General features: G+C 74.0%; 17 protein-coding genes. 4 read left to right on the top strand and 13 right to left on the bottom strand.

Annotated features, from left to right (window positions below; genetic code table 11):
- Positions 1–15: 15 nt before the first annotated feature.
- The 7 genes from AC0VYN_RS03705 to AC0VYN_RS03675 all read right to left on the bottom strand — a co-directional run bounded on the left by AC0VYN_RS03705 (position 16) and on the right by AC0VYN_RS03675 (position 13,426).
- Positions 16–1,629: a succinic semialdehyde dehydrogenase gene (locus AC0VYN_RS03705; RefSeq protein WP_475534752.1), complete on the bottom strand. Its 1,614-nt coding sequence runs from the start codon at positions 1,627–1,629 to the stop codon at positions 16–18.
- Positions 1,630–1,758: 129 nt separating this feature from the next.
- Positions 1,759–3,426, bottom strand: a complete 1,668-nt coding sequence (locus AC0VYN_RS03700) for a serine/threonine-protein kinase (protein WP_475534751.1) — start codon at positions 3,424–3,426, stop codon at positions 1,759–1,761.
- Positions 3,427–3,513: 87 nt separating this feature from the next.
- The gene (locus AC0VYN_RS03695; protein ID WP_475536807.1) at positions 3,514–4,659 is read right to left on the bottom strand and encodes a serine/threonine-protein kinase; all 1,146 of its coding nucleotides are present in this window, start codon (positions 4,657–4,659) and stop codon (positions 3,514–3,516) included.
- A gap of 99 nt (positions 4,660–4,758) precedes the next feature.
- Entirely contained in the window at positions 4,759–6,486 is a 1,728-nt protein-coding gene (locus tag AC0VYN_RS03690; RefSeq protein WP_475534750.1) for a serine/threonine-protein kinase, read from the bottom strand.
- A 205-nt stretch (positions 6,487–6,691) separates the two neighbouring features.
- Positions 6,692–9,337 (bottom strand): protein kinase, encoded by a 2,646-nt coding sequence (locus AC0VYN_RS03685; RefSeq protein WP_475534749.1) that lies wholly within the window; start codon positions 9,335–9,337, stop codon positions 6,692–6,694.
- Between the two features lie 168 nt (positions 9,338–9,505).
- The gene (locus tag AC0VYN_RS03680) at positions 9,506–11,515 is read right to left on the bottom strand and encodes a serine/threonine-protein kinase (protein WP_475534748.1); all 2,010 of its coding nucleotides are present in this window, start codon (positions 11,513–11,515) and stop codon (positions 9,506–9,508) included.
- 204 nt (positions 11,516–11,719) lie between these two features.
- The gene (locus AC0VYN_RS03675) at positions 11,720–13,426 is read right to left on the bottom strand and encodes a glycerol-3-phosphate dehydrogenase/oxidase (protein WP_475534747.1); all 1,707 of its coding nucleotides are present in this window, start codon (positions 13,424–13,426) and stop codon (positions 11,720–11,722) included.
- A gap of 282 nt (positions 13,427–13,708) precedes the next feature.
- Here AC0VYN_RS03675 and AC0VYN_RS03670 point away from each other — a divergent pair, with 282 nt between their 5' ends.
- Entirely contained in the window at positions 13,709–14,917 is a 1,209-nt protein-coding gene (locus AC0VYN_RS03670; RefSeq protein ID WP_475534746.1) for a nucleotide sugar dehydrogenase, read from the top strand.
- Positions 14,918–14,988: 71 nt separating this feature from the next.
- On the opposite strand, the gene AC0VYN_RS03665 is transcribed toward AC0VYN_RS03670, so the two are convergent.
- From AC0VYN_RS03665 to AC0VYN_RS03650, 4 genes are all read right to left on the bottom strand, one after another.
- Positions 14,989–16,113 carry a GuaB3 family IMP dehydrogenase-related protein gene (locus AC0VYN_RS03665; RefSeq protein WP_475534745.1) on the bottom strand — a complete coding sequence of 375 codons (1,125 nt, stop codon included), beginning with the start codon at positions 16,111–16,113 and terminating at the stop codon, positions 14,989–14,991.
- A 105-nt stretch (positions 16,114–16,218) separates the two neighbouring features.
- Positions 16,219–17,724, bottom strand: coding sequence for an IMP dehydrogenase (gene guaB, locus AC0VYN_RS03660; protein ID WP_385459136.1), 1,506 nt, complete (start codon positions 17,722–17,724; stop codon positions 16,219–16,221).
- A 139-nt stretch (positions 17,725–17,863) separates the two neighbouring features.
- Positions 17,864–18,448, bottom strand: a complete 585-nt coding sequence (locus AC0VYN_RS03655; protein WP_385459138.1) for a sigma-70 family RNA polymerase sigma factor — start codon at positions 18,446–18,448, stop codon at positions 17,864–17,866.
- A gap of 280 nt (positions 18,449–18,728) precedes the next feature.
- Positions 18,729–19,340: a response regulator transcription factor gene (locus tag AC0VYN_RS03650; RefSeq protein ID WP_003948568.1), complete on the bottom strand. Its 612-nt coding sequence runs from the start codon at positions 19,338–19,340 to the stop codon at positions 18,729–18,731.
- Between the two features lie 378 nt (positions 19,341–19,718).
- On the opposite strand from AC0VYN_RS03650, the gene AC0VYN_RS03645 reads away from it, so the two are divergent.
- A complete protein-coding gene (locus tag AC0VYN_RS03645; RefSeq protein ID WP_475534744.1) occupies positions 19,719–20,066 on the top strand; it encodes a WhiB family transcriptional regulator in 348 nt (115 codons plus the stop codon).
- Between the two features lie 117 nt (positions 20,067–20,183).
- Here the strand turns inward: AC0VYN_RS03645 and AC0VYN_RS03640 are convergent, their stop codons facing one another.
- Complete coding sequence (locus tag AC0VYN_RS03640) at positions 20,184–21,104, bottom strand: LysR family transcriptional regulator (protein WP_385459142.1); 921 nt, start codon at positions 21,102–21,104, stop codon at positions 20,184–20,186.
- Between the two features lie 81 nt (positions 21,105–21,185).
- Here AC0VYN_RS03640 and AC0VYN_RS03635 point away from each other — a divergent pair, with 81 nt between their 5' ends.
- Both AC0VYN_RS03635 and AC0VYN_RS03630 read left to right on the top strand, forming a co-directional pair.
- A complete protein-coding gene (locus tag AC0VYN_RS03635) occupies positions 21,186–21,854 on the top strand; it encodes an MOSC domain-containing protein (RefSeq protein WP_475534743.1) in 669 nt (222 codons plus the stop codon).
- A 97-nt stretch (positions 21,855–21,951) separates the two neighbouring features.
- Positions 21,952–22,725, top strand: coding sequence for an SDR family NAD(P)-dependent oxidoreductase (locus AC0VYN_RS03630; protein ID WP_475534742.1), 774 nt, complete (start codon positions 21,952–21,954; stop codon positions 22,723–22,725).
- A gap of 58 nt (positions 22,726–22,783) precedes the next feature.
- Here the strand turns inward: AC0VYN_RS03630 and AC0VYN_RS03625 are convergent, their stop codons facing one another.
- Positions 22,784–23,176: a hypothetical protein gene (locus AC0VYN_RS03625; RefSeq protein WP_475534741.1), complete on the bottom strand. Its 393-nt coding sequence runs from the start codon at positions 23,174–23,176 to the stop codon at positions 22,784–22,786.
- Between the last annotated feature and the right edge of the window lie 306 nt (positions 23,177–23,482).

Genomic DNA, 23,482 nt, shown 5'->3' with positions numbered 1-23,482 from the left:
GGGGTGGACTGGGGGCTAGCGGAAGCGGAACGCCTTCATGAGCCGGAGACTGCGGCTCATGAACCGGGCGTACGACTCGTCGTCCATGCCGAGCGACGGCGCCATCGGCAGCAGCCGCTGGTGGGCGACGGTCTGGGCCTCGGTGTACTTGAGGATGCCCTCGGAGCCGTGCCGGCGGCCGAGGCCGGAGTCCTTCATGCCGCCCATCGGCGACTGGACGCTGCCGTAGGCGGGCGCGTACCCCTCGTTGATGTTGACGGTGCCGGTGCGCAGCCGCGCGGCGACGTCCCGGCCGCGCCGGGCGTCCTTCGTCCACACCGAGGAGTTCAGGCCGTACGGCGTGGAGTTGGCGTGCTCGACCGCCTCGTCCTCGGTCGTGAAGCGGTAGACGGAGACGACCGGGCCGAAGGTCTCCTCGGTGCACACGGCCATGGGGGCGGCGACCCCGTCGAGGATGGTCGGCTCGTAGAAGTACGGGCCGATGTCCGGGCGGGCGACGCCGCCGGCGACCAGCTTCGCGCCGTTCGCGACGGCGTCCTTCACGTGCCGTTCGACGGTCTCGAGCTGCCGCTCGCCCACCAGCGAGCCCATGTCGGCGCCGTAGGCGAGGGAGGTGCCGAGCCGCATCGCCCGCGTGCGGGCGGCGAAGCGCTCCAGGAATGCGTCGGCGACCGACTCGTGGACGTAGAGCCGCTCGATGGAGATGCAGAGCTGGCCGGCGGAGGAGAAGCAGGCGCGGACGGCGCCCGCGGCGGCCTTCTCGACGTCGGCGTCCTCGAGCACCAGCATGGCGTTCTTGCCGCCGAGTTCGAGGGAGACGCCGACCAGGCGGGCGGCGGCGCCCTGGGCGACCTCGCGGCCGGTGCGGGTGGAGCCGGTGAAGGAGACGTAGTCGGCGTGCTTGACGACCTCGGGGCCGACGACCGGGCCGTCGCCGAGGACGACCTGGAAGACCTCCGCCGGCAGCCCGGCCTCGATGAGGAGGTCACGGGCCCACAGGGCGGTCAGGCAGGTCTCGGTGTCGGGCTTCATGACGACCGCGTTGCCCGCGGCGAAAGCGGGGAGCGCGTCGCCGACGGACAGCTCCAGGGGGTAGTTCCAGGGGGCGATCTGGCCGACGACCCCGCGCGGGTGGCGCAGTTCGGTGACCTTCGTCAGGGTCGGGATGGCGCCGGTGTGCCGCTTGGCCTTCAGGTACGCGGCGGCGCGGCGGCCGTAGTGCCGGGCGGCGACGGCGACGGCCTGGACCTCCTCGTGGGCGTGCAGGCGGGCCTTGCCGGTCTCCAGCTGGATGAGGTCGAGTACCTCGGCCTGCCGCTCCAGGACCAGGTCGTGGAAGCGCAGCAGGACGGCGGCGCGCTGCCGCACCGGTGTCCTGGCCCACACGGCCTGCGCGGCGCGGGCCCGCTCGAAGGCCCCGGCCACGTCCTCGGGCGTCGACTCGGGCAGGTCGGCCAGCTTCTCGCCGGTGAACGGCGTGTGGTTGGCGGTACGGCCGGAGCCGGCGACGCCCTTGGTGAGCTGGGCCACCAGCTCGGGGGTCACCACGTCGGCCGCGGTGCGGGCACCCGCCGGGGCGGGGGCGAGGGGGTTGGTGCCGGTGGTCTCCGGGGCCTGCGCGTCCGTCATGAGCGGCAGGGTATGCCGCCGCGCGGGCTTTGTGTACCCGTCGGTAACGGGGATTCACCGAGTGCTCACACGGCGCCAGCGATCACTGGCAACAAACGCGCTGATCAGGGCGTTGGGCGGGCGGAGCGCTCAGGCTCCGTCGATGTCCAGATGAGCGACGGCCGTCCTCGCCACCTCGCGTCCCCGCTCGGTGAAGTCGCCCTTGCCCGGATAGGCGACGGTGAGCTTGTACATGTCGCCGGCGGTCGTCCGGTAGTAGAAGATCCGCAGCTCGCGCGGGCGGGGGTTCTGGCTGTCGGTGGTGGTGTAGACGACCGTGTTCTCGGCGGACTTCTGCCCCTTGTACGTGGTCTCCCGGGGGTCGGTCTTCGGGTTCTCGGGCATGGAGAGCCGGTACTCCCCGCTCTTCTCGAATGTCCCGTCGTCCTCGTACATCTCGGCCGCGGCGGAGGCCGCTATGTTGCCGCCGGTGTCCTCCGCCTTCCTGTCCAGGGTCAGGCCGATCCAGATGCTGCCGCTCCAGTCGGTGTAGGTGACCCCGTGCTCGGCGGCGTCGTCGGACACGGTCCGCTGGTAGCCGTCGGGCACCGCCAGGGTGGCGGCGAGCTGCTTCTCGTGCGGGGTCGTCCAGCCGTCGGGCATCGGCCCCGCGAACGGGTCCGCGATCACGAGGTATCCCGCCACCGCCGCGGCGACGACGGTCGCGGCCAGGCCGGCCCACGCCTTGCGGCCGAGCCGGATGCCGCGTCCGCCCGGCGCGGGCGCCCGCACGATCTGCGTGGGCTGCGGCGCGGGCGGGTTCGCGGCGGCCTCCAGCAGGGCCCGCACCCGGGCGGCGTCCGGACGGCGTGCCGGGTCCTTGTCCAGCAGCCCCGTGATCACCTCGGCCAGCGGGCCCCGCGCGGAGGCGGGCGGCGCCGGCACGGCGTTGAGCACCGACTGGAGCGTGGCGGGGGTGTTGCTGCGGCGGAACGGCGAGACGCCCTCCGTCGCCGCGTACAGCACCACGCCCAGCGACCACAGGTCGCTCGCCGGGCCGGGACGCTGGCCCAGCACCCGCTCGGGGGCGATGTACTCGGGCGAGCCGACGAAGCCGCCGGTGTCGGTCAGGTTGGTCTCGCCCTCGATCTGGGCGATGCCGAAGTCGGTGAGGACGACCCGGTCGTACCGGCCGAGCAGGACGTTGTCGGGCTTCACGTCCCGGTGCAGGATGCCCGCCGCGTGAGCGGCCTCCAGCGCGCCGAGGACCTCCAGGCCGATCCGGGCCGCCTCGCGCGCGCCCAGCGTGCCCTCCTGCAACGCGTCGCCCAGCGAACGGCCCCGCACCAGCTCCATCACGATCCACGGCCGGCCGTCCACCACCGCCACGTCGTGCACGTCGACCACGGCCGGGTGGTCGAGCCTGGCCGCGGCGCGCGCCTCGCGGCGCATCCGCTCGAAGGCGTTGGCCCGTTCGCGCTCGGGGAGGTGGTCGGGGACGCGGGGCTCCTTGACGGCGACCTCGCGGTCCACGGTCTCGTCCTGCGCCCGCCAGACGGTGCCCATGCCGCCGTGCCCGAGCTTGGCGACCAGCCGGTAGCGGCCCGCGATCAGCCGGCCCGTACCCGGCTCCGGCGCGGGCGCCCGCGCGGGCTCCGGCGCCGGCCCGGAGGGTGCCGGCGACCGCGGCGGCCCGGCCTGCGCGGGCGCCGCGTACGGGTTGCCGGGATGCGGTACGGCGGCGGGTGGATTCGGCGGCCGCAGGGCAAAACTCGTCGGCTCGTCCGGCCCGCTTCCGGTTCCCCCGTTGTTGCTCATGGACCATCCATATCGCGCCCGGCGCGCCGATATCCACCGCCCGCGGACCGCGGTCACAGACCCGTGACGCGGGCCGGCGCTTATCTCCTATTTGGGCGTGTTCTCCGACGCCGGCCCGGTCGCCCGGCGGGTCACGGTGACCGTGGCGGTCGGCACCCCGGGGGGCACGTCGGAGGGCACGGGCCCGAGCCCGGGCGTCGAGACGGGCGGGGAGGCGGTCGTCGGGGTCCCGGGCACGGACGTCGCCGGCGCACCGCCGCCGCCGTCGCCGCCGTCCGCGAGCAGCGCCGCCGCGGAGATGCCCGCGCCGGCCGCCGCCGCGACCAGGAGGACCGCCAGCAGCACGCCGCGCGTGGAGTACCGCGGCTCGTTCTCGCGGGAGGGTGCGGGGGTGCGGCCCGTGGCCAGGAAGGCGCTCAGCATCCGTTCCGCCTCGGCGGCGTCCAGACGGCGGGCCGGGTCGCGTTCCAGCAGCCCCCGGACGACGGGCAGGATCGGCGCGGCCTGCGCGGGCGGGCGGATCTCCTCGGAGACCACGGCGTGCAGGACGCCGCCGAGCGAGTCGCGGTGGAAGGGCGACGCGCCGCTGAGGACGGCGCACAGCAGCACGCCCAGCGACCACAGGTCGGACTCCGGTCCGGTCCCGGCGCCGGACATCCGCTCGGGGGCGGTGTACTCGGGCGAGCCGACGAAGGAGCCGGTCTCGGTGAGCGTGGTGGCGCCCGCGACCTGGGCGACGCCGAAGTCGGTGAGGACGACCCGGCCGTCCTCGGCGACCAGCACGTTGGACGGTTTCACGTCCCGGTGCAGGATCCCGGCCGCGTGCGCGGTGCGCAGGGCACCGAGCAGGGCCACGCCGATCCGGGCGGCCTCGGGGGCGTCGACCGGGCCGTGGCCGGTGACGCGGTCGGCGAGCGAGCCCCCGTCGACGAACTCCATGACCATGTAGGCGCGTTCGTCGTCCTCGACGACGTCATGGACGACGATGACGTGCGGGTGCCTCAGCTGTGCGACCGCGCGGGCCTCCCGCAGGGTGCGTTCGCGGCGCCGCCGGGCCTTCGCCGCGGAGAGGGTCTCGTCGCGCGGGAGCGCCTTGACGGCCACCTGACGGGCGAGCAGTTGGTCGGTCGCCCGCCACACGATGCCCATGCCGCCGCGGCCGAGCCGCTCATGGAGACGGTAACGGCCAGCGACGACACGCCCGCCCGACCCCTGGGTCACCATGCGACCCATCATGCCCCACCCGGACGCACCGACTCCGGGCCCCGGAACACCGGGTGGCCGACAACCGACGGACGCGCCGTGGGGGTGAGGCCCGGCACGGTGCGCCCGTCAGGCCGACGTCTCCTGCCAGCTCCGCAGCAGGTACGCGAACCGGTCGCTCGTGTCCGCCCAGTCCTGCGCGGGACCGGTCATGTAGAGGGCGTACTCCACTCCGTCCCGGGACATGTACATCTCCTCGATCGCGCGCCGCCGACCGGGGAAGGGCGTGTCCTTCGCCAGTGCCGTCCAGGTGTACTCCCACCGGGCGCTGTCGCGGTCGCGGTACGTGGAGTGCTCCAGCGTCAGGCGCCGGTAGTCGACGAGCCGGTGGAGCTGCTGCTCCAGGTCGATCTGGTGGGCGTAGGGGTCGTTGAAGTCGGGCGCGGTGTCGACGGCGACGCGCACGAAGTGGTCGCCGCCGTCGGGGCTGTAGTCGACCTGCCGCAGAGCACCACTGGCCTTGAGTTCCGTGCGCTCCCAGCCCGGGGGCAGGGAGAGGCTGAAACCCAGTGGGTCGTCGTGGCGGACCCAGTCGGCCGGGACGGAGCCCGTGGGCTTTCCGTCCGCGGAGGCGGAGGGTGACGCGGAGGGTGAGCCGGAGGCGGACGGGGAGGGCGACTGGCCGACGGCCGTACCGCGGTCCGTCTCCCCGCCCCTGTCCCACGCCTGGAGCAGCACGGCGGTGCCGACGCCGACCAGGGCCGCGACGGCGACCACCAGGGCGAGCGTCCGCAGGCGGCGCCGGGGCCGGGCGGGAGCGCCGCCGGTGTGACCGGCGGGCGGATACCCCATGGCCGGCGTACCGCCGCTCGCCGTGACGCCGGACGCGGGGCCCATGGCCGCGTGCCCCACGGCCGTCGGGCCGGTCACCGGTGCGTACGGCGTCTGCCCGGCCGCGCCCGGCGGCACCGGGTGGCCGGGAGGGGGCGCGTGCCCGGTGCCGGAGTACCGCGTCGGGACGTACGCCTGCGCCGCGTCGGGGCGCCGTCCCTCCGCCGCCTCGGCGAGCAGCTGCTCGGCCAGGGTGACGTCGGGCCGGTCGGCCGGGTCCTTGCGCAGCAGGGCGCTGATGACGGGCGCGAGCGGGCCGGCGTGCAGGGGCTCGGTGGCCTCCTCCTCGACGACGGCCTGCATCGTGGACAGCGGCGAGGTGCGGCGGAAGGGCGACCTGCCCTCCACCGCGGTGTACAGCGTCGCGCCGAGCGCCCACAGGTCGGAGGAGGGGCCGGGATCGTGGCCGCGCACCCGCTCGGGCGCCAGGTAGTCCACGGAGCCGACGACCTCGCCGGTGCGGGTGATGGTGCTGTCGCCCTCGATCTGCGCGATGCCGAAGTCGGTGAGCAGCACCCGTCCGTCGTCGGCGAGCAGGACGTTGCCGGGCTTGACGTCGCGGTGCAGGACGCCGGCGGTGTGGGCGGCGCGCAGGGCGCGCAGCACCCACAGGCCGACCCGGGCCGCCTCCCGCGGTGCGACGCGTTCGTCCGCCTTGACCGCGTCGGCCAGCGAGCGGCCCTCGACCAGCTCCATCACGATCCACGGCCGGCCGTCGTGCTCGAGGACGTCGTGCACGGTGACGACGGCCGAGTGGTTGATCCGCGCGGCCGCACGCGCCTCGCCCCGGGTGCGCGCCAGCAGAATGGCCTGGTCGCTCTCGGAGACGTAGTGCGCTGCGGTCAACTCCTTGATGGCGACGGCCCGGTGGAGTACCTCGTCGTGTGCGCGCCACACCCGGCCCATGCCGCCGCTGCCGACGGTCTCGCCGAGCCGGTAACGGCCCGCCACGAGCCGGCCCTGCATCTGATTCACGTTGCCCCGCAATGGTCTTGTCAGGGGCCAGACTAGGGACCGGGCCCCGTTCGGGGAACGGGTGGGGTGGTACGAAGACCGCTCTGTGACGGTTGTCGCTTCCCGTGCCGCGAGGCAACCATCGGGGCGGTCCGCGAGTCGGCCGCCGCGCCGGACGGCGGACCCGCGTGCACGGGCCCGTCCGCCCCAAGTGCCGTCAGCCCGTGTACCGGTAGGTCGCCGACGCCTGCTCGTACAGCCGGGAGACCTCGTCGCGCTCCGCCTCGGGGCCGCGCACCTGCACCACGTGGTATCGCCCGTCGATCAGCATCGCGACGTTGCGCACGTACAGCTCGCCCCCGTCGGTGCCCTTCCAGGTGAACTGCCCCTCGGCCATGGTCCGTCCGCCCACCTCGATGGTCTTCAGCCCGCCGGACGTGGCCCAGCTGGAGGCGCGGTACGGCTCCAACTCGCTCTCCCTGTCGCGCTGGTAGGCCATCGGGTCGGTGCCGAACCGGCTCGCGGGGTCCCGGCCCGGCACGACGATGAGCTCGAAGTCGCCCTTGCTGTAGACGACCTGGCCGATGCCGTTGCGCGGGGCGCGGCTCCAGCCCTCGGCGACGGCGACCCGGAATCCCTCCGGGTCCTCGCGCAGCGCGAACCCGTCGGCGACGTCGGGCCCGGTGGTCTGCGTCTCGGCCGAGCCCGACGACTCCGATGCGCCGCCCTCCGGGGACGACTGCTCCGGCCGGGGCTCGCTGCTGACCTCGGGCGACTGCCCGGACGGTGCCCGGCTCGCCTCCCCGGCGGCGCCCGTCCGGCCGGTGGCGCCGTCCCCGTCGCTGTCGCTCCTCGGCATGAGGAACATGGCGTACGCGACCGCTCCGGCCAGCGCGAGCAGTATCAGCAGGAGCAGGGTCCGGCCGAGGCTGCGCGGTGAACGGTCGGGGTCCTGCCGGGCCCTCTTGTGCCGTCCGTGGTGGGCGGGCAGCCCGGCGCGCCGCCTGCGCACCAGCTCGCCCCGGCGGCGCACGATGGGCAGCCGGCTGGCGTCGGCGGGCGGGGCGGGGACGACGTGCAGCCCGGCGTCCGGCTCGGGTGCCGAACGCACCAGGGAGCGCAGCCAGCCGCCCAGTTCCTCGAAGTCGATGCGCTCGGTGGGGTCCTGACGCAGCAGCGACTCCACGACCGGCCGCAGCGGTCCGCATTCCTCGGCGAACGCCGGCGGCTCCGCGCACACGATCTGCACCAGCTCGGCGGTCGACTCCTCCGGGTAGGGCGCGTGCCCCTGCACGGCGCGGAAGAGCAGCGCGCCCAGCGCCCAGAGGTCGGTGGCGGGGCCGATGGGCGCGGCGAGCTGCCAGTTCTCGTGCACCGGCCCGGCCTGTTCCGGGGCCCAGCGCTCGGTCACGGGCCCGACCACGGCCATCCGGGCCTGCCGCGCGCGTTCGGCGGCGAGCGCCGTGCCCGGTCCGCGCCGCGCGGGGGTGCGGGCGTCGGGGGCGTCCCAGCCGCCGGCGGCCGGGGCGGTCTCCTGGCGCGGGGCCGGGGGCAGGGCGGCCCGGTCGCCGGCCGGATCGGGGGCGAGGGCGTCCGCCGGGTCGCCGGCCGGATCGGGGGCGAGGGCGTCCGCCGGGTCGCCGGCCGGACGCGGCGTGGCGCCGTGCCAGGGGGCCGCACGGACGCCGTAGGGGTCGGCGATCTGCCCGGGCGGTGCGGACGCGCCGCCGTGCCCGTCGGTGTCGTCGTCGGGGGCGGGGCGAGCGCCGGGCAGGGCCGCGCGTCCGCTCTGCGCCTCCTGGACGCGGGCCGCGGCGCGGGCGCCGGCGCGGTAGGCGGCGATGGCCCCGGCGCGGGCGGCGCGGACGTCGCCGGTGTCGAGGGGCGCGGGGGTGAAGCCCGCGGGGAGCCCGCGGGGGCCCTCGGGGCCGGTCGCCGGCAGCCCGCGCTCGCTGCGCGCCTCGATGGCGGCCCGCCGGGCGGCCTCGGGATCGGCACCGCCGGGGCCGTACACGCCGGTGGTGGGACCGGGCAGGCCGATGCCCGCCGCACCGGCCTCGGCGTCCGCCCCGGCCGGTCCCAGGGCCCCGCGAGGGCCCGGCGCCCCGGCCGTACGCCCCGTCGGACCGGCGTCGGGCGCTCCCGGCCCGTCGAAGCCCGGCCCGCCGGAGGGCCCGCCGTAGCCCGGCGTGCCGCTCCCGGCGGGGTCGTCGCCTTCCGCCTCGGCCTCAGGGGCGGGGACCGGGTCGTAGCCGCACAGCGCCTCCTCCGCCGCCCCGACCGCCAGGCCGGTCAGCATCACGCGCCCGTCGTCGCAGACCAGGACCGTGCGGGCGGTGATGTTCCGGTGGATCCAGCCGTAGCCGTGCAGCACCCGCAGCGCCATGAGGACGTCGGAGGCGACCTCTGCCGCCCGGTACGGGGTCAGCGGCTGCTCGGCCAGCAGGGCGGCCAGGGGCCTGGCGGCCACCAGCTCGCTGACGATCCACAGCGAGCCGCCCTCGGCGAAGACGTCGAAGACCTGGTCCAGACGCGGGTGGTCGGGCACGGCGGCCGCGGCCTGCGCGGCCTCGACGGCCCGCCGCACCACCGGGTCGGCCGGCCGCCCCGGTCCGCCCCGGGGCGCCCGGGGCCGCGCGCCGGGGCGCCGGGCGCCACCGCCGCGGGTGGTGAAGCCGTCGGGCAGGCCGTCCGCGTCGAGGACCTCCGCCTCGACGACCTCCGGCAGCGGCACCTGCCGGACGAGGACCTCCTGGCCGCTGTAGGTGTCGAAGGCCCGGCTCTCGGTCAGCTCGTACTCGTCGGACGGCGGCAGCGGCAGGCGGTAGCGGTCGGCGAGTACCCGTCCCGCATAGTCGTCCACGTTGCCTCCCCCGGCAGTCCGGCGCTTCGGTACCCGCCGGTCAATTCCGTTCGTCCGGCGGGCCGTTCCGGCTGCGTACGGTCCGCAGGCATTCACGATACGTGCCGGAGGCAACCCGCAATGAGGGGATGCCAGATCTCGGACCGCTCAAACCCGGGGCCGCGGAAATCAGGACTTGGGCGTGAAGGTCTTCGTCAGCGTGCGCCAGCTGTCCCGGCGCTGGTCACCGTCCCAGTCGGCGGCCTTCGCCGTGTACATGAGGGCGTACCCCTGGTGCTCGTCGACGACGAAGCCCCGGTCGACGGTCCGGTAGGCGGTGCCGCCGTCCTTGTAGGTGAACTCCCAGTCGGCGGTGTTCCAGCCGCGGTAGTCCACCTTCTCGATGCGGATCTTCCGGTACTGCGAGCGCACCATGGAGCGCTCCTGGTTCTTCCAGTCCGCGACCGGGTCGTCCTTGGGCGTGGTCGTCCAGGCGACCAGCAGCTTCTGCCCGTCGGGCCCGGTGAACCGGTCGCCGGCGGCACCGGAGGACCGGAACTTCCATCCCTCGGGGAGCCCGATGGAGTACCCCTGGCCGCCCCGGTGGGTGGCGGCCGCGCCGTCCTTGCCGTCATCGTCCTTGCCGTCGTCCCCGGTGCCGCCCGAGGCGCTCGGGGCGGGGCCGGCGGCGTCCGACGAGGTGCCCGTGGCGGGCGCGGAGGCGGAGCCGTCCGTGCGCGGCCCGTCGGATCCGTCCTGCCCGGTGTCGCCGCTCGCGGAGACGGTGGCGGAGGTCGTGTCGCCGCCCGCTCCGCCCTTGGCCGTGTCGTCGTCGCCGCCGCCGAGGGTGAGGGCGAGCACGGCGCCGACGACGGCCAGGGCGACGACCACCGCGATGATCACGAGGGTCCGCTTCGGCACCACGTCGGTGAGCGGGGCGCGGGGCGCGGGCCGCTGCGGCAGGTCCGGCGGCGGCATGACGGGCCAGCCGGAACTGCGGCCGCCCGCGGCGGCGTTCGGCGCGCCGACGCCCCGGCCGGTCCGGTTGCCGGAGGCCGTCGGGTGGGCCGGCGGGACCGCCGCCCCGGCGGGGCCCGGCGCGGCGGCGGCACCCGCTGTGCCCGGCCGGGTCCGGTCGCCGCCCGTCCCGGTGCCGGACGTGGCCGCGGCACCCGCCGCGCCGGCGCCGGCGGCGGCCTTGCGCACGGAGCGCAGTGCCCCGCGCAGCCGCTCCCCGGCCTCCTCCCGCTTGCCGGTGCCGCCCCGCCGCGTGCGGTCGTCCGGCTGCGCCGGCAGGGGTACGACCTTGGTGGCGTCCAGCGGCTCCGCCTCGCCCGCGCGGACGGCGGGCGCGTGGATGACCTTGGTGAGCATCGCGCGGGCGCCCGCGTCGTCGAGCCGCTGGGCGGGGTCCTTGGTGAGCAGCCCGTAGATGACGTCCCGCAGCGGTCCGGCGTTCTGCGGCTCCTCCAGGTTCTCCGTCATCACCGCGGTGAGCGTGGCGATGGCGGAGCCCTTGTCGTAGGGCGGGGTGCCCTCCACCGCCGCGTACAGCAGGCCGCCGAGGGACCACAGGTCGGCGGCCGGGCCGGGCTTGTGGCCGCGGGCACGCTCCGGGGAGATGTACGAGGGGGCGCCGACGAGCATGCCGGTGGAGGTGATGGACGGGTCGCCCTCGACCTGGGCGATGCCGAAGTCGGTGAGCACGACCCGGCCGTCCTCGGCGATCAGGACGTTGGACGGTTTCACGTCACGGTGCAGGATGCCCTCGCGGTGCGCGGAGCGCAGGACGTCGAGGACGGCGAGGCCCACCTCGGCGGCGCGCTTCGGCTCCAGCAGGCCGTCCTCCCGGATGACCTCGGCGAGCGACTTGCCCTCGACGAGTTCCATCACGATCCACGGCCGGTCGTCCTCCTCGACGACGTCGTAGACCGTCACGGCGCTGTTGTTGCGGATCCGCGCGATGGCCTTGGCCTCGCGCAGCGTGCGCGTGATCAGGCGCCGCTTCTCCTCCTCGTCGATGTTCCCCGGGAACCGCAGCTCCTTGACGGCGACCGTGCGCCCCAGGGTCTCGTCCTCGGCGCGCCACACCGTCCCCATGCCGCCGCGGCCGAGCACGTCTCCCAGCCGGTACCGCCCGGCGAGGAGACGTGCGCTCTTGTCCGTACGGGATGTCCCCGCCCGCTCCGCCTCCGACATGCGTCCCCTCATGCAACCCGCCCTGACAGAGCCTTCATTGTCTCTCACCCGACAAGTGCTCGACGCCCAGGGTGCCTCTCGGGCCGCGCCCGGGCCCGGCACGGGCCGGGGCCCGGGGAACGGCGCGTTCCGCGGGGTCGCGCGAGGGGCACGGGGACGCTTCGCGGGGCGTGCTGACCCCGCGTCACCCTCTCGGGTGCCCGCCTACCGCGAAACGATGTCGGGCGCGCCGAGCCGGGCCGCGTCCGCCGTCAGGTCGTCCGGCTGGCGCTGCGACTCCCGCTCGGCCTCGACCCGCTTCTCGTAGTGCTGGACCTCGCGGTCGATCTGGCCCTGGTCCCAGCCCAGGACCGGTGCCATCAGCTCGGCGGCCTCGCGGGCGCTGCGGGTGCCCCGGTCGAAGGTCTCGATGGAGATGCGGGTGCGCCGGGTCAGCACGTCGTCCAGGTGCCGCGCGCCCTCGTGCGAGGCGGCGTAGACGACCTCGGCGCGCAGGTAGTCGTCGGCGGCTCCCAGCGGCTCGCCCAGCGAGGAGTCGGCGGCGATGAGCTCCAGCAGCTCCTCCGTCAGGGCCCCGTACCGGTTGAGCAGGTGCTCGACGCGCACCACGTGCAGGCCGGTGCGCGCGGCGATCCGCGCCCGCGCGTTCCACAGCGCGTGGTAGCCCTCGGCGCCGAGCAGCGGCGTCTCCTCGGTGACGCAGTCGGCGACCCGCATGTCGAGTCCGTGCACGGCCTCGTCCACGGCGTCCTTGGCCATCACCCGGTACGTCGTGTACTTGCCGCCCGCCACGACGACCAGTCCCGGCACCGGGTGGGCGACGGTGTGCTCGCGCGACAGCTTGCTGGTGGCGTCCGACTCACCGGCCAGCAGCGGGCGCAGTCCGGCGTACACCCCTTCGACGTCGTCGCGGGTGAGCGGCACGGACAGCACCGAGTTGACGTGTTCCAGCAGGTAGTCGATGTCCGCGCTGGAGGCGGCCGGGTGCGCCTTGTCGAGGTCCCAGTCGGTGTCCGTGGTCCCGATGATCCAGTGCCGCCCCCAGGGGATGACGAACAGCACGGACTTCTCGGTGCGCAGGATCAGGCCGGTGGTGGAGTGGATGCGGTCCTTGGGCACGACGAGGTGGATGCCCTTGGACGCCCGGACGTGGAACTGGCCGCGCTCGCCGACCATCGACTGGGTGTCGTCGGTCCACACGCCGGACGCGTTCACCACCTGCTTGGCGCGGATCTCGTACTCGCCGCCCCCTTCGACGTCCCGCACGCGCGCGCCGACCACGCGTTCGCCCTCGCGCAGGAAACCGGTGACCCGCGCCCGGTTGGCGACCGGGGCGCCGTACGCCGCGGCCGTGCGCACCAGCGCGGCCACGAACCGGGCGTCGTCCACCTGAGCGTCGTAGTACTGGAGGGCGCCGACCAGCGCGTCCTTCTTCAGGGCGGGGGCGACGCGCAGCGCGTGACGGCGGCTCAGGTGCCGGTGCAGGGGCAGTCCCCGGCCGTGGCCGCGGGCCATCGACATCGCGTCGTACAGCGCCACGCCCGACCCGGCGTACAGGCGCTCCCAGCCCTTGTGCTGCAACGGGTACAGGAACGGCACCGGCTTCACCAGGTGCGGGGCGAGCCGCTCCAGCAGCAGCCCGCGCTCCTTCAGGGCCTCCCGCACCAGCGCGAAGTCGAGCATCTCCAGATAGCGCAGGCCGCCGTGGATCAGCTTGCTGGACCTGCTGGAGGTACCCGACGCCCAGTCGCGTGCCTCGACCAGGCCGGTGGACAGGCCGCGCGTCACGGCGTCGAGCGCGGTGCCCGCGCCGACCACGCCCGCGCCGACCACCAGCACGTCCAGTTCACGCTCGGCCATGGCCGCGAGTGCCTCGGCGCGCTGCGCCGGCCCCAGTGTCGCTGTCCTCACTGCTGCCTCCCGCTGTCGGTCGCGTCGGCCGCACCCGTCGGGCGAAGCCCGGTTCCGGGTACCCCCTGCCCAGATTCTGACCGTGTTGCCCGACTTCGGCCACCACGCCCCCAGCCTGTGGACAACTTCCCCACGGGTCACCGTCGACACTCACCGAAACTCGGCCGACCAATCCCGCAAATCGGTCATATTTACTCCTAGTCTGACGTTGTGCTCGCCCATCCTGTCCACCGGGCTTGCGCGCCTGTCCCGCTTCGGATATTGGGAAGGACGGCCCACGCCATGCCCGCAGATCTCGCCGTCGTCGGACTCGGACCGTACGGCCTGCCCCTGGCCCAGGCCGCCGTCGCCGCCGGCATCCCCACGCTCGGCTACAAGACCGGCCCCGAGCCCGGGCCCCTCAGCCCCGCCGAACTGCGCCGGATGCTCGCCGGGGGCTTCCGGACTCCCGCGGGCCCCGCCGAGCTCGGCCGGGTCCGCACCGCGGTCATCTGCGCGCCGACCCCGCCCGGCCCGGACGGCGGCCTCGACCTCGGCCAGGTGGAGGCCGCGGCCCGCACCCTGGCCGCCCACATGCGCCCCCACACCACGGTGATCCTGGAGTCGCCCGTGCAGCCGGGGACGACGGAGGAGTTCCTGCGTCCCCTGCTCGAGGAGGGCTCCGGGCTGCGCGCCGGCCGCGACTTCCACCTCGCCTACTCCCCCAGCCGCGTCGACCCGGGCAACCGCGACTTCACGCCGGCCAACACCCCGAAGGTGATCGGCGGCCTCACCTCCGCCTGTACCGAGTCGGCAGCTGCCTTCTACGGCCGCCTCACCGACAAGGTGGTCCGCGCGCGCGGTCCCCGCGAGGCCGAGACGGTCCAGCTCCTGGAGACCAATTTCCGGCACGTCAACATCGCCCTCGTCAACGAGATGGCCGTCCTCTGCAACGACCTGGGCGTCGACCTGTGGGACGTCCTGCGCTGCGCGGAGAGCAAACCGTTCGGCTTCCAGGCCTTCCGCCCCGGCCCGGGCGTCGGCGGCCATTCCGTGCCCCAGGACCTGACCGGCCGGGCCCCCCGCGGCCTGCGCCTGGTGGAGCTGGCCCAGCAGGTCAACGAGCAGATGCCCCGCTACGTGGTCCAGCGCGCCGCCGCCCTGCTCAACGAGCACGGCAAGTCCGCGCGCGGCGCCCGCGTCCTGCTCCTCGGCGTCACCTACAAGGCCGACCTGGCCGACCAGCAGGCCACCCCGGCCGAGGAGGTCGCGACCCGCCTGATGTCGATGGGCGCCGCGGTCAGCTACCACGACCCGCACATCCCGTCCTGGAACGTCCTGGACCGCCCCGTCCCCCGCGTCGACTCCCTCTACGAGGCCGCCGCCGACGCCGACCTGACGATCCTCCTCCAGCAGCACCGCACGTACGACCTCCAGGGCCTGTCGGTGAAGGCCCAGCTGCTGCTGGACACCCGGGGGGCGACGCCGACGGGTGCGGCGCACCGCCTCTGAGCGGCGCCCGGACACGCGAAGGGGCCCGGAGCTGGCAGCTCCGGGCCCCTTTCGGTAAGCCGTCCGGGTGATTACCGCCGGTGCTGCGAGTCGGCGACCGTGACCTCGACGCGCTGGAACTCCTTCAGCTCGCTGTAGCCCGTCGTGGCCATCGCGCGGCGCAGGGCGCCGAAGAAGTTCATCGAACCGTCCGGAATGCGGGACGGGCCGGTGAGGACCTCCTCGATGGTGCCGACCGTGCCGAGGTCGACCTTCTTGCCGCGCGGCAGCTCCTCGTTGACGGCCTCCATGCCCCAGTGGTTGCCCTTGCCCGGCGCGTCCGTCGCGCGGGCCAGCGGCGAGCCCATCATCACCGAGTCGGCGCCGCAGGCGATGGCCTTGGGCAGGTCGCCGGACCAGCCGACACCGCCGTCGGCGATCACGTGCACGTACCGGCCGCCGGACTCGTCCATGTAGTCGCGGCGGGCCGCCGCCACGTCCGCCACGGCCGTCGCCATGGGCACCTGGATGCCCAGCACGTTGCGCGTGGTGTGCGCGGCGCCGCCGCCGAAGCCGACGAGGACACCCGCCGCGCCGGTGCGCATCAGGTGCAGGGCGGCGGTGTAGGTGGCGCAGCCGCCGACGATCACCGGGACGTCGAGCTCGTAGATGAACTGCTTCAGGTTCAGCGGCTCGTGCGAACCGGAGACGTGCTCCGCCGAGACCGTGGTGCCGCGGATGACGAAGATGTCGACGCCCGCGTCCACGACCGCCTTGGAGAACTGGGCGGTGCGCTGCGGGGAGAGCGCGGCGGCGGTGACCACGCCGGAGTCGCGCACCTCCTTGATGCGCTGCCCGATCAGCTCCTCCTTGATGGGAGCCGCGTAGATCTCCTGGAGGCGCCGGGTCGCGGTCTCCGCGTCCAGCCCGGCGATCTCGTCGAGGAGCGGCTGCGGGTCCTCGTAGCGCGTCCACAGGCCCTCGAGGTTCAGGACGCCGAGGCCGCCCAGCTCGCCGATGCGGATGGCGGTGGCCGGGGAGACGACCGAGTCCATGGGAGCGGCCAGGAACGGCAGCTCGAAACGGTAGGCGTCGATCTGCCAGGCGATCGAGACCTCCTTCGGGTCCCGGGTACGGCGGCTGGGGACGACGGCGATGTCGTCGAAGGCGTACGCCCGGCGGCCGCGCTTGCCGCGCCCGATCTCGATCTCAGTCACGTCTGTGGCCTTTCCCTGATGCGTTGCAGCGCCTTCCAGTATCCCCGACGGACACGCCGAGGGCGGCCCCGGACGCTCCCGGGGCCGCCCTGGAAGGCCCGCTGTCTACTTGCTGCGGCTGTAGTTCGGTGCCTCGACCGTCATCTGGATGTCGTGCGGGTGGCTCTCCTTGAGGCCGGCGGAGGTGATCCGCACGAAGCGCCCCTTCGACTCCATCTCCTCGATCGTGGCGGCGCCCACGTACCCCATGGTCTGGCGCAGGCCGCCGACGAGCTGGTGCAGCACGTTGGCCAGCGGGCCGCGGTAGGGCACCTGGCCCTCGATGCCCTCGGGCACGAGCTTGTCGTCGGACGCCACCTCGGCCTGAAAGTAGCGGTCCTTCGAGTACGACCTGCCCTGGCCGCGGGACTGCATGGCACCGAGCGAGCCCATGCCCCGGTACGACTTGAACTGCTTGCCGTTGATGAACTGCAGCTCGCCCGGCGACTCCTCGCAGCCCGCGAGCAGGCTGCCCAGCATCACCGTGTCGGCACCGGCGGCCAGGGCCTTGCCGATGTCGCCGGAGTACTGCAGGCCGCCGTCCCCGATCAGCGGGACGCCGGCCCGGCGGGCCGCGAGGGAGGCCTCGTAGATGGCGGTGACCTGCGGGACGCCGATGCCGGCGACGACGCGGGTGGTGCAGATGGAGCCGGGGCCGACGCCGACCTTGATGCCGTCGACACCGGCGTCGATCAGGGCCTGGGCGCCGTCACGGGTGGCGACGTTGCCGCCGATCACGTCCACGCCGACGCTGGACTTGATCTTCGACATCCAGCTCAGGGCGTTGCTGTTGTGGCCGTGGGAGGTGTCGACGACCAGGAAGTCCACGCCCGCGGCGGCCAGGGCCTGGGCGCGCTCCAGGGCCTCGGGGCTGGCGCCGACGGCGGCGCCGACCAGCAGCCGGCCCTCGGAGTCCTTGGCGGCGTGGGGGTACTGCTCGGCCTTGACGAAGTCCTTGACCGTGATGAGGCCCTTGAGGAGGCCCTCGTCGTCGACCAGCGGGAGCTTCTCGATCTTGTGGCGGCGCAGCAGCTCCATGGCGTCCACACCGGAGATGCCGACCTTGCCGGTGACCAGCGGCATCGGCGTCATGACCTCGCGCACCTGACGCGCGCGGTCGGACTCGAAGGCCATGTCGCGGTTGGTGACGATGCCGAGCAGCTTGCCGGCCGGGTCGGTGACCGGGACGCCGCTGATGCGGAACTTGGCACACAGGGCGTCCGCCTCGGCCAGCGTGGCCTCCGGGTGCACCGTGATCGGGTCGGTGACCATGCCCGACTCGGACCTCTTGACGAGGTCGACCTGGTTCACCTGGTCCTCGATGGAGAGGTTGCGGTGCAGCACACCGACACCGCCCTGGCGGGCCATGGCGATCGCCATGCGGGACTCGGTCACCTTGTCCATGGCGGCCGAGAGCAGGGGGATGTTCACCCGGACGTTGCGGGAGATGCGGGACGAGGTGTCGACCGCGTTGGGGAGCACCTCGGATGCACCCGGCAGCAGCAGCACGTCGTCGTAGGTCAGCCCGAGTGTCGCGAATTTCTCGGGCACTCCGTCGACGTTGGCAGTCATGACACCTTCCCCAAATGGCCTTGATCGGTGCGGATGTCCATGCTAACGGGAAGTGGACGTGGCTCATTCCACGATCAAGGACCCCTGCGACGTTCGTGCTTTTGTACGAAGTCGCGGCGTCGCCCCTCGGCGCGGTGTCCTACTGCTCCGCCAGCGCCCGCAGCCGGCTCAGCGCCCGGTGCTGGGCGACGCGCACGGCCCCGGGTGACATTCCCAACATCTGCCCGGTCTCCTCGGCCGTGAGCCCCACGGCGATGCGCAGCAGGAGCAGCTCGCGCTGGTTCTCGGGCAGGTTGGCCAGCAGTTTCTTGGCCCAGGCGGCGTCGCTGTTGAGCAGCGCCCGCTCCTCGGGGCCGAGCGAGTCGTCCGGCCGCTCGGGCATCTCGTCGGACGGGACGGCCGTCGAACCGTGCCGCATCGCCGCGCGCTGGAGGTCGGCGACCTTGTGGGCGGCGATGGCGAAGACGAACGCCTCGAAGGGGCGCCCGGTGTCCTTGTAGCGCGGCAGCGCGAGGAGCACCGCGACGCAGACCTCCTGGGCGAGGTCCTCGACGAAGTGCCGGGCGTCGCCGGGCAGCCGCGACAGCCGTGTGCGGCAGTAGCGCAGCGCCAGGGGGTGGACATGGGCGAGCAGATCGTGCGTGGCCTGCTCGTCCCCGTCGACGGCGCGGTGCACGAGCCCGCCGACCGTCCCTTGGTCAGGGGCCGCCTCGTCGTCACGCATCGGTCCATGGTGCCTTGCGGCCGTCCGATCCGTGGCTCCGTGCCCGTTGTTGTGCACCGAAGCGTTATGAGCAGGTGCGCCGGAACTCATCCCCTGCGCCCTCCCCTCCCGCTCGACCGACTCGTCCCCGAGGAACTCCACACCTCAAGGATGCGTCATCCGCGGCGAAACGAGCAGCGGGCACCCGGCGGGTCGGCTTGTCACCCCCGCCCACCTCGCGGTAAGCGGGGAACCGGGCGCCCCCGTCGGGCCCTGTGGGCCTCCACCACACGGGGTTTCCCTATCGGACGAGGCCCCATCGGAAGCCGAGCGCCACCGCGTGCGCCCGGTCCGAGGCGCCGAGCTTCTTGAAGAGCCGCCGGGCGTGCGTCTTGACGGTGTCCTCGGAGAGGAACAGCTCACGTCCGATCTCCGCGTTGGAACGGCCGTGGCTCATGCCCTCCAGGACCTGGATCTCACGCGCGGTGAGCGTGGGCGCGGCGCCCATCTCGGCCGAGCGCAGCCGGCGCGGGGCGAGCCGCCAGGTCGGGTCGGCGAGGGCCTGCGTGACCGTGGCGCGCAGCTCGGCGCGCGAGGCGTCCTTGTGCAGGTACCCGCGGGCGCCGGCGGCGACCGCGAGGGCCACGCCGTCGAGGTCCTCGGCGACGGTGAGCATGATGATGCGGGCACCGGGGTCGGCGGACAGCAGCCGCCGGACGGTCTCGACGCCGCCCAGGCCGGGCATGCGCACGTCCATCAAGATCAGGTCCGAGCGGTCGGCGCCCCAGCGGCGGAGGACTTCCTCGCCGTTGGCGGCCGTCGTCACGCGCTCGACGCCGGGCACGGTCGCGACCGCGCGGCGGAGCGCCTCTCGGGCAAGCGGGGAGTCGTCGCAGACGAGGACGGAAGTCATGGCCGTCCTCCGCAGCTGATGCGCGTCACGTTGAGCCTCCAGGCTGGTACGAAATCTCACCTGTGCGGTCGACCGTCCCGGACACCGCCCGAGCACCTGTTCCTTCAACCGCCTCCGCACTCTCAACGACGGTCACTCGAAAGAGTTACGGGGCTGTGTGTCGTCTTCGGCACTCTACGTGAGGGGACGTTCACAGCGCCGACACGCGCCGTTACCCGCCCCGTTTCCTCACATGCGGTGCCCCATTTAGCCGCTTTTCTTCCACTTCACTGGTGTCTGCGACTAGATTCGCAATGAGTCATATTTTCATCTCCTTAGATCGTAGTTGTACGGTCGTGGACACCGGGTCCACCCAGATCGGTTACAAGGGGTCACGCAATGGCAGATTTCTCCCGCCTTCCCGGACCGAACGCGGACCTGTGGGACTGGCAGCTCCTGGCTGCCTGCCGCGGGGTGGACAGCTCGCTCTTCTTCCATCCGGAGGGCGAGCGCGGCGCGGCCCGAAGCGCTCGTGAGAACTCGGCCAAGGAGGTCTGCATGAGGTGTCCGGTCCGCGCGGAGTGCGCGGCGCACGCACTGGCGGTGCGTGAGCCGTACGGCGTGTGGGGCGGACTGACCGAGGACGAGCGGGAGGAGCTCATGGGACGGGCGCGCAACCGTCTGATGACGGCGTCCGCGCCCTCGTCGGCGTCGGTCGGGGGCGACACCAACGCCGCACATCACTGAAGGAACGTTTCTCCGTTTTCTCGCCGGCGACCGGCGGGGACCAGGGCACGCGCGTACGCGCTCCGCCCCGCGCCGTTCCCGGTGCCGCACCGTGCCGTGCCGTGCCCGGCGTGCCGCTCAGCGCACGGCGGCCTGACCCGAGGCGGCCCGCGCCAGCTCGTCCAGCGTCGCCGTCACCGCGGGTACCTGCGCGAGGTCGGGCAGCGTCAGCGCGACGATCTCCCGCCGCACCGCGGGTTCCAGGGACACCGTGCGCACGCCCCGGGGCCGTACGGACTCGACGGCGAGCTGGGGCAGGACGGCCACGCCCAGCCCGGCCCCGACCAGACCGACCACCGCCGGATAGTCGTCGGTCGCGAAGTCGATGCGGGGGGTGAAGCCGGCGTCCTCGCAGACCTCGACGAGCTGGCCGCGACAGCGCGGACAGCCGGCGATCCACGGCTCGCGGGCCAGCTCCCCGATGGCCACGGAGCCCTCGGCCCCGGTGGCCGCCAGCCGGTGCCGCTCGGGCACCAGGGCCACGAGGCGGTCGGTCAGCAGCGGCCGCACCACCAGGTCGTCCCACTCCTCGGCACCCGCTGCGCCCTCGTAGCGGAAGGCGAGCGCCACGTCGCAGTCGCCCTCGCGCAGCAGCTCCACGGACCGGGGCGGCTCGGCCTCCTCCAGGGAGACGCGGGTGCCGGGGTGGGCGGCGCGCAGCGCGGCCAGGGCGGTGGGGACGAGGGTGGAGCTGCCGCTCGGGAAGGAGACCAGACGGACCCGCCCGGCCCGCAGACCCGCGATGGCGGCGACCTCCTCCTCGGCCGCGGTCAGACCGGCGAGGATGCCCGCGGCGTGCCGCACCAGCGCCTCACCGGCCTGGGTCAGGCGCATCTCACGGCCGGTGCGCACGAGCAGGGGCGTGCCGACGGAGGCCTCCAGGGCCTTCATCTGCTGGCTGACGGCGGGCTGCGTGCAGCCCAGCTCCCGCCCCGCGGCGGAGAAGGAACCGGTGGATGCCACGGCGCGCAGGACACGGAGATGACGGGCCTCGATCACACCGCCGAGGATAAGCGACTCTTTGACCGGACGACGAATATTGCGTCGACGCTTTGAAGGGGATTGTCCTAGCGTTCGGGCATGAAGCTTCTGTCAGTCAATCTGGGCCGCCCGAAGGCCGTGCCGTACACCGACCAGCCGGACGGCGTCACCGGCATCGACAAGCAGCCGGCCGACGGGCCCGTCCGGGTGACGGCGCCCGGTCCGGAGGGGACCGGCGCGAGCGGGCTGGCCGGGGACGCGGTGTGCGACGCGCGCCATCACGGCGGCGTGGACCAGGCCGTGTACGCCATGGCGCGCGAGGACATGGACGACTGGGAGCGCGAGCTGGGCAGGCCGCTGCCGCACGGCGTGTTCGGCGAGAACCTCACCACGACGGGCGTGGACGTCTCCGGCGCGCTGATCGGCGAGCGCTGGCTGGTCGGCCCGGAGCTGCTGCTGGAGGTGACGTCCGGACGCATTCCGTGCCGCACCTTCCAGGGCCATCTGGGCGAGGAGCGGTGGATGAGGCGCTTCATGGACAGGGCCGCGCCGGGCGCCTACTTCCGGGTGATCCGGCCCGGGGAGATACAGGCGGGGGATCCGGTGCGGGTCGTGCACCGGCCCGGCCACGACGTGACGGTGGCGCTGCAGTTCCGGGCGGTGACGACCGAGCGGGAGCTGCTCCCCCGGCTGCTCGCGGCGGGCGACGCGCTGCACCCCGAGGCGCTGGCGAAGGCGCGGAAGTACGTCGCGACGCACGGCGCCTGACCGCCCTTCACCAGGCTTTTCTTCACACCCCTTTCACAGGGGGTGGTCCCGGTGGGCGACCGGGGCGATGCCCGCCCCGGCCCCATAACCTTGCGGCATGACAACGGCATTGATTACGGGATCGACGGCGGGCATCGGCGCCGCGTTCGCGCGGCGGCTGGCGGCCGACGGGCACGACCTGGTGCTGGTGGCGCGCGACACCAAGCGGCTGCGCGAGCAGGCGACCGAGCTGCACGACCGGCACGGCATCGAGGCCGAGGTGCTGACGGCCGACCTGGCCACGGACGCGGGCATCGAGGCGGTGGCCGCCCGGCTGGACGACCGCAGGAATACCGTCGACCTGCTGATCAACAACGCCGGCTTCGGCAACAAGGGCCGTTTCCTCGAGGTCTCGATGGCCGACGAGCTGACGATGCTCAAGGTGCACTGCGAGGCGGTGCTTCGGCTCACCGCGGCGGCGACCGGGGCGATGCGGGCGCGGGGCCGCGGCGGCGTCGTCAACGTGGCCTCGGTCGCGGCCTTCGTCCCGCGCGGCACGTACGGCGCGTCCAAGGCGTGGGTCGTGCAGTTCACGCAGGGCGTGGCGAAGGACCTGGCCGGCAGCGGCGTGCGCCTGATGGCCCTGTGCCCGGGCTTCGTGCGCACCGAGTTCCACGAGCGGGCCGGCATGGGCACGGACAACATCCCGAACTGGATGTGGCTGGACGCCGACAAACTGGTCGCGGCGGCCCTCGCCGACCTGTCCCGCGGCAAGTGCCTGTCGATCCCCGACCCGCGCTACAAGGCCCTGATGGGCGCGGCGAAGCTGGTGCCGCGGGGGATGCTGGGCGGGATCTCGTCCCGGACGGGGCGGAAGTACGGGCCGCGGTAGGGTCCGCCCGGCCGGGGACGCGGTCGCGGGAGGGGGGCCGCCCGGGGCGCCGGGCGTCTCACTCCGCCGCGGTGTCCTCGCAGTTCTCCGAGGTCATCACCACGTCGAACACCACCGGGTAGTCGGTGATCCGCTGGTTGGGTCCGGGCCGGGAGGCGCAGATCCTCCACTCGGCCGGGTCGTCCACCTGGCGGCCACGGCCGCTGGCGTCCTCGAAGGTCATGTCGGTCCCGGCGCCCATCTGCTCCTGCGCGCGCCCCGCGTTGCCGCCGATGACGTCGGGCATGACGGCGGCCACCGGCGCGGCGTTCGCCGGTCCGGGGGTCCCGGCCGATGCGGAGCCGGTCGGCGCGGGCGCCGGATCGTCCGGCGTGGCGGAGGCGCCGCAGGCGGTGACCGAGCCCAGGAGCACGGCGACGAGTGCGGGCCGCAGGCCCTTGGTGACGGTCATGCCCTACCTCGTGTGTCGACGGTGCGGATCAGTATTCACGGTGCCTCGGGAGAGGTCGCCCCTTCCTTGATCACGGTTCGGGCACCGTCCTCGGCCGCCGGCCGGCGCCTCGCCACGGGTGCGGCGAAGGCCGGGCGGCCCGTTGACCAGTGCGCGCCCCCCGGGGGCCTCACCGAAGCGCGCGGTGGTGCGGTGACCGACAGGGGCCGGAGGCAGCGGGCCCCGCTGACGAGGCGGACCGCCCTGCGCCTGTCGGCGGCCACCGCGTCCGGTGGTCGCCGGGCGGGCCTCGGTGTCGGAGTGGAC

The organism is Streptomyces sp. 63XJN7_1_ISO-PGPR-S23-121 (assembly GCF_056173025.1).
Note: the sequence above shows the minus strand (reverse complement) of the source record. Positions and strands in the feature narration are given on the sequence as shown.